This window comes from Flavobacterium aquariorum, from assembly GCF_003254745.1.
Classification (GTDB): Bacteria; Bacteroidota; Bacteroidia; order Flavobacteriales; family Flavobacteriaceae; genus Flavobacterium; species Flavobacterium aquariorum.
In genome coordinates, this window is record NZ_QKXH01000006.1 from 129,997 (window position 1) to 143,499 (window position 13,503).

Below are 13,503 nucleotides of genomic sequence, written 5' to 3' on the forward strand. Positions count from 1 at the left end.
TGAAGGTTAAAAAGTAAAAAGGTCAAAAATCTAAATATTAGATTTTTGACCTTTTTTCAATATCGTTTTGGATTTCTAAATAAGTTTTTACCCGACCAGACTTAATCCATTTCATTAACTCATGTCTATAAAAATAAATACGTTTACCTTGTTTATTAACTGGGATTTCCCTTTTACACACTTTACTATAAATTGTTGATACCGATAGATCCAAAAGTTTTGATGCTTCTTGAATGTTTAGAACTTCTTCTTTATTTTCTTCTACATTGGAAATTCTTACAATAAGTTTTTCTAAATGCTCTAATTTATCATGAATTTTGTTCATCATTATAGGTATTTGGTCAAAAGTAAATGGCTTCATGGTGATCGGTTATTTAAATCTCATGTAAAAGTATTTATTACCGACTTTGAAGATATAAGATGTCCTTAAAAAGGGGAGTTTGGCTTTTAATTTCTAATCATTATAGGTTATAGGACTATAAGAAATCTAATCCATTAAGGAGAAATGTTGGCTCTAATATTTGGTTTATTAGCCCCATCCGAATAAATTTGAACTATTGCATCGAAGATTTGTAAAAATTGAAAAATATTTCCAAGTAGTATTTGTTCTTATCTTTAGTTACTGTTAAGTTATCTTATTCAGTATTTTAAAATTTTTAATTTCAAAAGCATAAAATAAAAAAAAACTATTTTTACAGTCTTGAAACTTACAAACACCATATTGTCAATTATAATTCTGATTCTTTCCTGTATGCCTTGTGCAGATAAGGAACAAGATGTATCGTTTGAAAAAATGACTATAAACAATACTTCAAAGCAACATCACAATAAAGATATTTGCTCCCCTTTATGTGTTTGTAGTTGCTGTGGATGTCAAGGTTACGTTCACAACACTATTTGTTCTTATAATATCTTTTCGGTTAAAACTATAATTGATAAAAATCTTCCTGAATACAAATCAATTATTACTTCCAATTTCTTCGGGAGTATTTGGCTGCCCCCACAAATTATTGCTTAATTTTTTTGATGATTAAAAGAATACAATTCTACTTGATAGAGTTAGTTACAAAGTTTTCTTTATTTAAATTAATTACAGTTATAGATATAATAATGGCAATGCAAAAAACAAAAAGACCGAACAACCCTAAACCTAAATCCAAAAAGCCAATAACGGTTTACACTGTTATTCGTACTATAATGATAATACTACTTTTGTTGCTTTTGTTATTGGGAGTTGCTGCAAAATATTGGTACTACTACAATAAATATTACAAATAATTAATAATCATTATAAATAATTTATTAATTATAAAAATAAAAATCATATTTTTACAGTCTTGAAATTTACAAACATCATATTGTCAATTATCATCGTAGTACTTTCCTGTATGCCTTGTGCAGACAAGGAACAAGGCGTTTCGTCTGTAAAAGTAACTATAACCAATAGTTCAAAACAGCACCAAGATAAAGACAGCTGTTCTCCTTTATGCATTTGTAACTGTTGTGGCTGTCAAGGTTTCGCATACAATTCAATATGTAATTACAATTTTTTGGCCGTCAAAAACATAATTGACAAAAAACTACCTGCATACAAATCAATTTTCACTTCCAATTTCTACGGAAGCATTTGGCAACCGCCTCAAATTAATGCTTAATAATTTATCGATTAATGAATAAATAAAGTGAATAAATGCCATGCGCATTCATTTTGCTATTGTTTTACATTAATCATTTCGCAGTATTTGAATTTATCATTACCGTGAATTATAATTTATTATTAAACATTAATCATTACAAATAGTGTTAAACAAAATCATTCATTTTAGTATAAACAATAAATTCATCATTGGGTTGATGACTTTATTCTTGATCATTTGGGGAGGGTGGAGTGCTTCCAAATTACCTATTGATGCAGTACCGGATATTACAAACAATCAAGTACAAATTATTACGCTTTGCCCCACTTTGGCAGGGCAGGAAGTAGAACAATTGGTAACTTTCCCAATAGAACAAAGTATTGCAAATCTTCCCGATTTGGAAGAAACCCGAAGTATTTCACGCTTTGGTTTATCAGTAATCACAGTCGTTTTTGATGATGATGTCAATATTTATTTTGCACGACAACTTATTAGTGAACGCCTTAAAGAAGCGATTAGTCAAATACCACAAGGAATAGGAACACCCGAATTAGGTCCCGTTAGTACAGGACTTGGCGAAGTGTACCAATATATTTTACATCCAAAAAAAGGAAGTGAAAATAAATATTCGGCAATGGATTTGCGTTCTATGCAAGATTGGATAGTAGCAAGACAACTAAACGGAACTCCCGGAATTGCTGAAATAAATAGTTTTGGTGGTAAATTAAAACAATATGAAGTTGGGGTGAATCCAAATCGCTTAAAAGCAATGGGAGTAACTATTCCTGATATTTTCAACGCTTTAGAAAAAAACAATCAAAATACAGGTGGCGCATACATTGACAAAAAACCAAGTGCCTACTTTATTCGTGGTGTTGGATTAGTCACTTCTTTGGAAGATGTAAAAAATATTGTTGTAAAAAGCAATCCAAACAGCGTTCCGATTTTTATAAAAGATGTTGCCGATGTAAAGTTTGGCAGTGCTGTACGTTATGGAGCAATGACTTATAACGGAAAAGTTGATGCAGTTGGTGGTATTGTGATGATGCTAAAAGGGGCAAACAGTAATGAAGTCGTACAAAGAATAAAAGACAAAATGATTGTCATACAAAAATCATTACCTGATGATGTAATCGTTGAACCATTTATTGATCGAAGCACCTTTGTAAACCGTGCCATTTCTACGGTTGAAAAAAACCTAATCGAAGGAGCATTAATAGTAATTTTTGTATTGGTTTTATTTCTTGGAAATCTTCGTGCAGGACTTATAGTAGCTTCGGCTATACCGCTTTCTATGTTGTTTGCTTTGGGATTGATGAAAGTTTTTGGAGTAAGTGCAAACCTAATGAGTTTGGGAGCTATAGATTTTGGATTAATTGTAGATGGTGCCGTAATTATAGTGGAAGCTTCTCTCTATTTTTTAGAACACAATAAAACTAAGGTAAAGCTGACCCAACCACAAATGGATCACGCCGTAGAATATAGTGCTAAAAAAATGATGAGTAGTGCAGCTTTTGGTCAAATCATTATCATGATTGTTTATTTCCCTATTTTATCTTTAGTGGGAATTGAAGGGAAAATGTTTGGACCAATGGCAAAAACAGTTTCGTTTGCCATTATTGGAGCAATGATCCTTTCATTGACCTATATTCCTATGATGAGTGCCTTGTTTTTACCTAAGCTTATCAGTCATAAAAAAACATTTTCAGACAAGATGATGGACTTTTTGTATAAAAAATACGAGCCTCTTTTGGTAAAGGTTATTGAGATAAAATACAAAATAGTTGGAATTACTGTTGCATTACTATTAGTTACCTTTTTTATTTTCAGCAAAATGGGCGGAGAGTTTATCCCAAATTTAGCGGAAGGAGATTATGCGTTTGAATTTAAAATGCCTCTCGAAACTTCTTTATCCCAAAGTATTGAAACCTCGATGCAAGGCGCAAGAATTGCAAAACAATTCGACGAAGTAAAAATTGTAGTGGGAAAAACGGGAGCTGGTGAAGTACCTACTGACCCAATGCCACCTGGAGCAACAGATATGATGATTATTCTAAAGCCGCAAGACGAATGGAAATCAGGTAGAACTTATGATGAATTGGGTGATGCAATAGAAGAAAAATTAAGTGTGATACCTGGTGTTTTTATCGAAAAAAGTCAACCGATTCAAATGCGTTTCAATGAATTAATGACTGGAATCAAACAAGATGTCGCTATAAAAATATTTGGAGAAAACTTGGACAGCCTTTCCGTATATGCAAAAAAAGTCGAAAATGTGATTGTAAATGTAAAAGGGGTTTCATCTCCTCAAGTAGAACAAGTAGATGGTTTGCCACAAATCAATATAGAATATGACCGTTTGCGAATTGCTAATTATGGTCTAAATGTAGAAGACATAAATAGTATTGTAAGTACTGCTTTTGCAGGAAAAGCTGCAGGTGTAGTTTACGAAAACGAGCGAAAATTTGATTTAGTGGTGCGGTTGGACAGTACATCAAGAAGAAGTATTGAGGACGTGAATAATTTATTGATACCGACACCTTCAGGAAATCAAATACCATTATCACAAGTGGCAAAAGTTGATTTTAAATTAGGCCCTGCGCAAATTAGTAGAGAAGCTGGAAAACGTAGAATCGTTATTGGTTTCAATATACAGGATAGAGATGTACAAAGTGTTGTAAAAGAAATTCAAGACAAATTAGCAACAAAAGTAAAATTACCATCTGGTTATTATTTTACTTATGGAGGAACATTTGAGAACTTACAAAAAGCGTCTAATCGATTGATGATTGCAGTTCCTATTTCCCTATTATTGATTTTTATGCTTTTGTACTTTACATTCAATTCTATGAAACAAGCCAGTTTAATATTTTCTGCAATTCCAATGAGTGCAATTGGAGGAGTATTCGCATTAATCCTTCGCGGAATGCCTTTTAGTATTTCAGCAGGAATAGGTTTTATTGCATTGTTTGGAGTAGCTGTATTGAATGGAATTGTACTTATAGGTACATTCAACCAACTCGAAAAAGAGGGCTGGGATGACGTTATCAAACGCGTTATTGAAGGAACAAAAATCAGACTGCGCCCCGTTTTAATGACGGCTACCGTTGCCTCATTAGGTTTCTTACCAATGGCAATGTCACACAGTGCAGGTGCCGAGGTGCAAAAACCATTGGCAACTGTAGTAATTGGCGGACTGCTCTCAGCAACATTTTTGACTTTATTTGTGTTGCCTTTACTATATATCATATTCAATACAAAAATTAAAATAAAAGGAAAATCGATAACAACCATTTTAGTTGTCGGACTGTTTCTTTCATTCAGCAATGGTCAGGCACAATCACGCAAATCTATCGATGAAGTCTTGAATTTGGGTCTAAAGGATAATTTGCAATACAATATCAATCAGTCACAAATAACAAAAAACCAGCTTTTGATAAAAGGAAATAAGGAGTTTCCTAAAACTGGCATATTTGTCGAGAACGAAGATCTTCGCCCTTCGGATAAAACCGGTATTTGGAAAATTGGTTTACAACAAGCTTTCTATATGCCGCAAGTAAACCAAGCCAAGAAGAATTACTATAGTGAGCAAACCAAGTACTACGAGGTTAACAAAGAAGTAATCAATACAGAGCTGAAAAAAAACATCCGTTCTGTTTATTACCAATTATGGTATTTGCAAGACAAGGCAGCTTTATATCAGCAATTAGACACTATTTATGCAGGCTTACTAAAAACGACCACCATAAAAGTAAAAACTGGAGAAAGCGCTGGTATTGAGAAGATTTCAGCAAACGTGAAGTTGAAAGAAATTGAAACAAACATCACGCAGCTTCAAAAAGAAATGGTAGTGCAACAGCAAGTACTAATGCAATTATTAAATAGCTCAGAAGCCATTTTGCCTCTTTCAAAATCTTTAGAAAAGTTGGAATATGGTTTGCAGAATTCAACCGAAAATCATCCAAGTCTTCTGTTATTGCAACAAAACATAGCGATTGCCAATAGTGAAATTGCTATTCAAAAAAGCAATAATTTACCTGAATTTTCCGGTCGTATTTTTTCACAGAAATTATATGGTGTAGATGACCCGTATAGTGGTTTTTCATTTTCAACATTATTCCCAATATTCGGAAGCGGTGCCAATCATAATAAAATAAAAGCCGCCAGAACCGAAAAGGAAGTACAAGAACAACAACTGCAATACAAAACGCAAATACTTAAATCTGACCTGACTCAACGTCAAACCGAAGTGGAAAAAAGCTTATCTGGTTTACAATTTTATGAAACTTTGGGTTTGCAGCAAGCTGATGAAATTATCAAAGCCGCTAACCAATCCTACCGAGCTGGAGAAACAAGTTATGCTGATTTCTCATTGTATTTGAGTCAAGCCATCGAAATACGGAAAAATTATTTAGACAATCTAAATGCCTACAACCACGCCATAATTGAATTCAATTATTTCACAAATAAATAAATTAAAAAAAAAATGAAATCTTTAAAAGTATATAAGAATCCCCTTTTGTTATTTGCCTCTTGTCTTTTGCTTGTTTCTTGCGGTAAGACCGAAACTAAGCCAGAAGAAGAACAAAAAGCAACAACAGAAGAAGCTGCTCCTACAATCGCATCACTCACAGCCGAGCAAATAAAAACGGTAGACATACAATTCGGGACTATAGAACAAAAACAATTAACGGCAACACTCAGAGCCAATGGTGCATTGCGAGTGCCTAACAATAACAAAGCCAATGCAACTTCGCTGTACGGCGGTGTAATAAGAACCATTAATGTACAGTTAGGTGATTTTGTGAAAAAAGGTCAAGTAATTGCTACAATCGCCAATCCGCAATTTATACAACTACAGGAAGAATATTTGAGTACTTCCAGTAAAATAGTCTTTGCCGAACAAGAATTAGCGAGACAGAAAGAACTCAATGCAGGGAATGCGGGGGCACTAAAAAACTATCAAAATGCAGATGCAGAACTAAAATCAATTAGAACTCGCCGCGCTTCTTTACAACAACAAATCCAGTTAATGGGTATCAATCCAAATAGTTTAAATAATAGTAATTTGCGTTCTGCATTGTCAGTGACCAGTCCAATAACTGGCACCATCAGCAATGTGTTTTCTAAAATTGGAAGTTATGTTGATGTGTCTTCACCCGTTGCCGAAATTGTAGACAACTCACAATTGCATTTGGATTTGAATATTTTCGAAAAAGATTTACCTATGCTAAAGGTGGGGCAAATTATACATTTTAGAATTACCAATAACTCAGGACAAGATTACAATGCTAAAGTGTATTCAATAGGTGCAGCCTTTGAGAATGACAGTAAAAGTATTCCTGTGCACGCTACTGTTCAAGGGAATAAAACGGGACTGATAGACGGAATGAATATAACTGCAATTGTAAGTTTAAATAATGTTACTACTGACGCAGTCCCTACTGATGCCATTGTAAGTGCAGATGGAAAGGAATATATTTTCGTTGTAACCGATAAAAAAGCGGAAGAAGAACCACAAGAAGAAGAAAACAAATCCGAAGAACCAAAAAGCAAGGAACCGACAACAAATTTTGAAAAAATTGAAGTGGCAATAGGCGTTTCTAATATGGGATATACCGCTATAACATTGGTAAAAGAGATTCCTACTAATGCGAAAATTGTAACAAAAGGCGCATTCTTTGTAAATGCAAAATTGACCAACAAGGGAGAAGAATAAAGAGTAAACAACCCATTGGTGTAATTATTATAAATAGCAGTTCACTAAAATTTTAAAAACTAATTACCCTAATGGGTTAATAAATCAAAAAAAATGAAACACCAACACAAATACGATGCAAACGGCAAACAGCTTTGTTGCACATTGGAAGAAAAAATAAATCACAAAACCGACAAACGAACTGGCTGTTGTACAACTCACAATGAACCTGAAAATCATTCGGACGATGATGGACACGACCATGATCATTCAACCGAAGGAAAGTCTACTTTTCAATTGTTCTTGCCAGCAATAATAAGTTTTGCGTTATTACTCATTGCTATTGGTTTTGACAGCTATTTTCCTCAATCGTGGTTCACAGGATGGGTGCGTATTGCTTGGTATGGAGTAGCTTATGTACCTGTGGGTTTTCCTGTAATAAAAGAAGCTTTTGAAAGCATTCGTAATGGCGAAATATTTTCAGAATTTTTATTAATGGTAATTGCAACTATTGGAGCATTTGCCATTGGTGAATATCCCGAAGGTGTTGCTGTTATGTTATTTTATGCTGTTGGTGAAGTATTTCAAACATTAGCTGTTCAAAGAGCAAAAAGTAACATCAAATTATTATTGGATCAAAGACCTGATACCGCTACAGTAATCAAAGATGGAAATACTATTGATAAAAAAGCATCTGAAATTACTATCGGCGAAATCATCCAATTAAAACCTGGAGAAAAATTAGCTCTCGACGGAAAATTACTTTCTGACAATGCTTCCTTGAATACATCTGCTTTAACGGGTGAAAGTAAACCCGATACGAAACAAAAAGGAGAAACTGTTCTTGCCGGAATGATTAATCTAAATACTGTTGTTCAGGTGGAAGTTACAACTGCCTATTCTGATAGTAAGCTCTCAAAAATCTTGGAAATGGTTCAGGATGCAACAGCGAAAAAAGCACCAACAGAACTATTCATCCGAAAGTTTGCTAAAATTTATACGCCTATAGTTGTTTTTTTAGCAATTGCAATTTGTGTGTTACCTATGCTTTTTGTCGATAATTATGTGTTTAGAGAGTGGTTATACAGAGCATTAGTTTTCTTGGTTATTTCTTGTCCTTGTGCGTTAGTAATTTCGATTCCTTTAGGATACTTTGGTGGAATTGGTTCAGCCAGTAAAAACGGAATCTTATTCAAAGGTTCTACTTTTCTCGATATAATGGCATCCATTCAAGTAGTGGTAATGGATAAAACAGGAACGTTGACCAAAGGTGTTTTCAAAGTTCAAAAAGTAGTAGCCGTTGATATTCCCGAAGCCGATTTAGTAAAATATACATCGGCACTCGAAACCAAATCTACTCATCCTGTTGGAACTGCTATTATTGAATATGCAAAAGGTGCTGAAAAAAATGTAAACGTTACCGATGTGGAAGAAATCGCAGGACATGGACTAAAAGGGAAAGTAGATGGAAAAGAAATTCTAGCGGGAAATGTAAAATTGATGAAGAAATTCAACATCAGTTACGATGCAGAAATTGACAATACGCCATTTACAATAATCGTTATTGCCATCAATCAAAAATATGCAGGTTACTTTCTCATTGCTGATGAAATCAAAGAAGATGCTAAACAAGCTATCGAAAGTTTGCATAAAATAAATGTAAAAACAGTAATGCTTTCAGGTGATAAACAAGCTGTTGTTGATGCTGTGGCCAAAGAGTTAAATATAGATCAGGCTTATGGTGATTTATTGCCTGAAAACAAAGTCGAAAAAGTCGAGGAATTAAAATCTCAAAACTTAAAAATTGCCTTTGTGGGCGATGGTGTAAACGATGCCCCTGTCGTTGCTCTTGCTGATGCAGGAATTGCAATGGGAGGTTTAGGCAGTGATGCCACTATTGAGACCGCTGATATTGTAATACAAAATGACCAGCCTTATAAAATATTTACAGCGATAAATATTGGTAAAAAAACCAAACAAATAGTTTATCAAAACATTGGACTGGCATTTGCAGTAAAAGCGATTGTTCTTGTTCTTGGGGCTGGCGGTCTGGCAACAATGTGGGAAGCCGTTTTTGCAGATGTAGGTGTAGCATTGCTTGCCATTTTAAACGCAGTTAGAATACAACGAATGAAGTTTTAAAAATTCGATTAAAATAATGCTCTTTTCAACGAGAAGCATTCAATATTTCAAGAAAAGAACAAATCGAATAAAAAATAAAAGGATTCAAACTATAATTAATAAAAAATCAGATATAACGGTTCAAAAACTTACAAATTGAGTTGATCTATAATAGCATTCATATAAATACTTTTTCCTGCTCAAATAAATCTATTTAAGCAGGAAATTTTTATATGCTATTTGAAAGACGTCAAATCTGAGATATACACCTGATAACAATATTAAATAAAATATTTTTAACATTACCAATGATTCAAACAAAGAAAAATATTTACAGCTTACTTTTTACATTGATGGGAATTGCAACATTTGCACAACAAATCAGCACCAGTAGTACTAACCAATTCTCATTTGACAACTCTTTATTAACTTTTAATTCTAGTATTGATAAATTAGAAAATGACAATACTAACAGTTATCCTTTTGACAAAGAGGATTCATTTCAATTAGACTCTTCTTTTTATGTTAAAGATTCCCTTGTATATCCACCTACAACAAAAGATTATAGAAAATTAGGATATAATACCGCTCTTTTCGCAGGTACTACTGTTGTTATTTACGGTGTTTTATTGTTGCTTCCTGAAAGCGTAACGAAATGGGACAAAGAAGAAATGAGAAAAAACGGAATTACAACCAAATGGAAAGAGAATGTGAAAGCGGGTCCTGTAGTAGATAGTGACAACTTTTTTTTTAATTATGTTACCCATCCCTATGCTGGAGCGGTGTACTATATGACAGCTCGTAGTTGTGGCTTTAATATCTTTGAATCCTTTACTTATTCGGCTATAATGTCAACTTTCTTCTGGGAATACGGTGTTGAAGCTTTTGCAGAGATTCCTTCAGTGCAAGATTTAATTATTACGCCTATTGTTGGTTCTGCAATGGGTGAGGGATTTTTTTATGCGAAGAAAAGCATTCTTAAAAATGATTCCAGAGTTTTAAATTCGCGATTCTTAGGCAAAACGTCTTTATTTTTTATGGATCCGTTTAATACTATAATGGATAGTTTTGGCTACAAGCAGAAGATCAAAACAAAGCTAAATGTTGCCCCTGTAGGATTCAATCCATATACAAAAAATACCGCATGGGGACTTAGTTTTTCGGCAAGCTTTTAGTGTTCAAGTTGGCTGTTTTTTTTGAAGGTACTTAACATGACTGCAATATAATATATTATGCAAATTTTTCATGAAATATGTTATAAGTAAGAGCGCTAAATTTGAGCACTCTTTTAATTAATTAATTCTTTTTCGGAGCAGTTTTAGATCCTCTACAATAATATCCATATGGTTTGCAGGACTTGGGTAAAGCTTTAGATTTCGCTTTTTCATCTGTAGTGCAAAGCCTAATTTATATTAATAAATTGTTAAGTTATGAAATATTGTTTTTTTATAATTAATATATCGTAATATTGCAATATAAATATAATACTATGGGGGCAACAAAAACAGACAGCTTTACAGATAAACAAAATGAGTTGGCCATTTTAGCCAAAGCATTAGGACATCCTGCGCGTATCGCTATTATTGAATATTTACTCAAAGTGGACTCTTGTATCTGTGGAGATATTGTAAATGAGTTGCCATTGGCACAACCTACGGTTTCACAACACTTAAAAGAGCTAAAAAATGCTGGGATAATCAAGGGAAACTTTGAAGGAAATTCAATTTGCTATTGTATCAACGAACCGGGTTTTGAACAAATAAAAGGTTTCTTCCAAGACATCACAAAACATTTGGATAAAAAGAAAAACGACTGTTGTTAAATTTTTAAATTAAAATATTATGAAACTATCACAAGTAAAAAACATCTTGAAATCGGTTGAAGCTGTAAACTTCATCTTGGATGACGGAACTTCAGTACCGGAACATTTTCATGTAACCGAAGTAGGTTTAATTACCAAAAACTTTATTGATTGCGGAGGAACAGTTCGAAAAGAAACTGTGGTCAACTTCCAATTATGGGATGCCAACGATTTTGAACATCGATTGAAACCTCAAAAATTACTCAATATCATTGAGTTATCGGAGAAAGTGCTGGGGATAGAAGATTTTGAAATCGAAGTGGAATATCAGGCACAAACCATCGGTAAATACGATTTGGATTTCAACGGAAATGATTTTGTTTTATTAGACAAGAAAACGGCTTGTTTGGCTCAAGACCAATGTGGCATTCCATCAGAAAAGCCAAAAGTGAGATTATCCGATATGAATAATGAAGCTAGTTGTTGTACTCCCGGTGGAAGCTGTTGCTAATGTTAAACTATAAAAATTGATATAATAATGACCTTAACCAAAACAAACGTTTTTACTGAGATTGCAGCTGTGATCAATACTTTTAATTTCGAAAGCATTACTGCAGAACGTAAAATTATTTTGCAGCCACTTGTAGATTATATACAAGGTAAAGCGACTAATCAACAAGAAATAAGACTAAACTTAATTTGTACTCACAATTCAAGAAGAAGCCATTTGTCTCAAGTCTGGGCACAAACAGCTGCTGCATATTATGATATAAAAAATGTATTTTGTTATTCTGGCGGTACTGAAGCGACAGCTATGTTTCCTATGGTATCTAAAACACTTACTAAACAAGGGTTTGAAATAAAAACTATTGCAGAAGGAAGCAATCCAATATATACTATAAAATATGCTGAGAATGAGCATCCGATTATTGGCTTTTCTAAAACTTATGATGACGATTTTAATCCGCAAGATGAATTTGTTGCCATTATGACCTGTTCACAAGCCGATGGAGGTTGTCCTTTTATTGCCGGAGCTGAAAAGCGTATTCCAATCACTTTTGAAGATCCAAAAGCATTTGACAATACACCTCAACAAGAAGAAAAGTATGAAGAGAGAAGTTTGCAGATAGCAACCGAAATGTTTTACGTTTTTTCACAAATTAAATAATAAGTATGTCAGCAAATAATTGTGCTCCGGTTGTGGGGCGAAAAAAATTAAGTTTTTTAGATAGTTATCTTACGCTCTGGATATTCTTGGCAATGGCAATTGGAGTTTCAATAGGTTATTTAATTCCATCAAGTAGCGGTTTTATCAACTCCTTTTCAAGTGGTACGACTAATATTCCATTGGCCATCGGATTAATCCTGATGATGTATCCTCCATTAGCAAAGGTAAAATATGAGCAAATGGGAGAAGTATTCAAAAACACAAAAGTGTTGGGCGCCTCATTATTTCTAAATTGGATTGTTGGTCCAATATTAATGTTTTCTTTGGCATTATTGTTTCTTAACGGTTATCCGGAATATATGATTGGTGTTATCCTTATTGGATTGGCACGTTGTATCGCTATGGTTGTCGTTTGGAATGATTTAGCCGACGGAAATAGAGAATATGCAGCAGGTTTGATTGCCTTGAACAGTATTTTTCAGGTATTGCTTTACAGTGTTTATGCCTATGTTTTCATTACAATTTTGCCTCCTTATTTTGGATATACTGGTTTTGAAGTTAACATCAGCATTGGACAAATTGCTGAAAGTGTAGGTATTTATTTAGGAATCCCTTTTGCACTTGGAATTATAAGCCGTTACGCTTTAATTGCTCTTAAAGGAGCCGAATGGTTTGAGACCAAATATGTTCCTTTTATTTCGCCAATAACATTAATATCATTGTTGTTTACCATCATTTTAATGTTCAGCCTCAAGGGAGAATTGATTATACAAATACCTATGGATGTAGTGCGAATAGCCATTCCATTAGTTATCTATTTTGTAATAATGTTTGTCATTAGTTTTTTCATCGGGAAATATTTTGGTGCAGATTATTCAAAATCTACAGCTATTGCTTTTACCGCTACAGGAAACAACTTCGAATTGGCCATTGCAGTTGCAATCGGAGTTTTTGGAATTAATAGCGGTCAAGCCTTTGCTGGTGTAATTGGACCATTAGTTGAAGTGCCTGCACTTATTGCATTAGTAAATGTTGCTTTTTGGTTTAGAAGGAAATACTATACTGTAAAAGCATAATT

11 protein-coding genes are annotated in these 13,503 nt (G+C 33.8%); 10 read left to right on the forward strand and 1 reads right to left on the reverse strand.

The features are described 5' to 3' along the window. Positions 1-37 precede the first annotated feature (37 nt). Positions 38-361: a helix-turn-helix domain-containing protein gene (locus DOS84_RS10735; RefSeq protein ID WP_100844376.1), complete on the reverse strand. Its 324-nt coding sequence runs from the start codon at positions 359-361 to the stop codon at positions 38-40. Positions 362-700: 339 nt separating this feature from the next. Here DOS84_RS10735 and DOS84_RS18990 point away from each other — a divergent pair, with 339 nt between their 5' ends. From DOS84_RS18990 to arsB, 10 genes are all read left to right on the forward strand, one after another. Next, positions 701-1,018, forward strand: a complete 318-nt coding sequence (locus DOS84_RS18990) for a hypothetical protein (protein ID WP_165830421.1) — start codon at positions 701-703, stop codon at positions 1,016-1,018. A 319-nt stretch (positions 1,019-1,337) separates the two neighbouring features. Beyond that, a complete protein-coding gene (locus tag DOS84_RS10740) occupies positions 1,338-1,655 on the forward strand; it encodes a DUF6660 family protein (protein WP_165818130.1) in 318 nt (105 codons plus the stop codon). A 145-nt stretch (positions 1,656-1,800) separates the two neighbouring features. Further along, the gene (locus tag DOS84_RS10745) at positions 1,801-6,111 is read left to right on the forward strand and encodes a CusA/CzcA family heavy metal efflux RND transporter (RefSeq protein ID WP_111410125.1); all 4,311 of its coding nucleotides are present in this window, start codon (positions 1,801-1,803) and stop codon (positions 6,109-6,111) included. A gap of 12 nt (positions 6,112-6,123) precedes the next feature. Then, complete coding sequence (locus DOS84_RS10750; protein WP_111410126.1) at positions 6,124-7,356, forward strand: efflux RND transporter periplasmic adaptor subunit; 1,233 nt, start codon at positions 6,124-6,126, stop codon at positions 7,354-7,356. Positions 7,357-7,449: 93 nt separating this feature from the next. After that, entirely contained in the window at positions 7,450-9,477 is a 2,028-nt protein-coding gene (locus DOS84_RS10755; RefSeq protein WP_111410127.1) for a heavy metal translocating P-type ATPase, read from the forward strand. Positions 9,478-9,764: 287 nt separating this feature from the next. After that, positions 9,765-10,631, forward strand: a complete 867-nt coding sequence (locus DOS84_RS10760) for a DUF3943 domain-containing protein (protein WP_111410128.1) — start codon at positions 9,765-9,767, stop codon at positions 10,629-10,631. A 314-nt stretch (positions 10,632-10,945) separates the two neighbouring features. Beyond that, positions 10,946-11,278 (forward strand): ArsR/SmtB family transcription factor, encoded by a 333-nt coding sequence (locus DOS84_RS10765; protein ID WP_111410129.1) that lies wholly within the window; start codon positions 10,946-10,948, stop codon positions 11,276-11,278. Between the two features lie 19 nt (positions 11,279-11,297). After that, positions 11,298-11,768 (forward strand): DUF6428 family protein, encoded by a 471-nt coding sequence (locus tag DOS84_RS10770; protein ID WP_111410130.1) that lies wholly within the window; start codon positions 11,298-11,300, stop codon positions 11,766-11,768. Positions 11,769-11,795: 27 nt separating this feature from the next. Then, positions 11,796-12,425: an arsenate-mycothiol transferase ArsC gene (locus tag DOS84_RS10775; RefSeq protein ID WP_111410131.1), complete on the forward strand. Its 630-nt coding sequence runs from the start codon at positions 11,796-11,798 to the stop codon at positions 12,423-12,425. 5 nt (positions 12,426-12,430) lie between these two features. Beyond that, positions 12,431-13,501, forward strand: coding sequence for an ACR3 family arsenite efflux transporter (gene arsB / locus DOS84_RS10780; protein ID WP_111410132.1), 1,071 nt, complete (start codon positions 12,431-12,433; stop codon positions 13,499-13,501). Positions 13,502-13,503 lie beyond the last annotated feature (2 nt).

Bases quoted from the DNA above. Each gene is read 5' to 3' on its own strand.
- DOS84_RS10735 (WP_100844376.1), bottom strand. From the start codon at position 361: ATGAAGCCATTTACTTTTGACCAAATACCTATAATGATGAACAAAATT.
- DOS84_RS10750 (WP_111410126.1), top strand. From the start codon at position 6,124: ATGAAATCTTTAAAAGTATATAAGAATCCCCTTTTGTTATTTGCCTCT.
- DOS84_RS10755 (WP_111410127.1), top strand. From the start codon at position 7,450: ATGAAACACCAACACAAATACGATGCAAACGGCAAACAGCTTTGTTGC.
- DOS84_RS10760 (WP_111410128.1), top strand. From the start codon at position 9,765: ATGATTCAAACAAAGAAAAATATTTACAGCTTACTTTTTACATTGATG.
- DOS84_RS10765 (WP_111410129.1), top strand. From the start codon at position 10,946: ATGGGGGCAACAAAAACAGACAGCTTTACAGATAAACAAAATGAGTTG.
- DOS84_RS10770 (WP_111410130.1), top strand. From the start codon at position 11,298: ATGAAACTATCACAAGTAAAAAACATCTTGAAATCGGTTGAAGCTGTA.
- DOS84_RS10775 (WP_111410131.1), top strand. From the start codon at position 11,796: ATGACCTTAACCAAAACAAACGTTTTTACTGAGATTGCAGCTGTGATC.
- arsB (WP_111410132.1), top strand. From the start codon at position 12,431: ATGTCAGCAAATAATTGTGCTCCGGTTGTGGGGCGAAAAAAATTAAGT.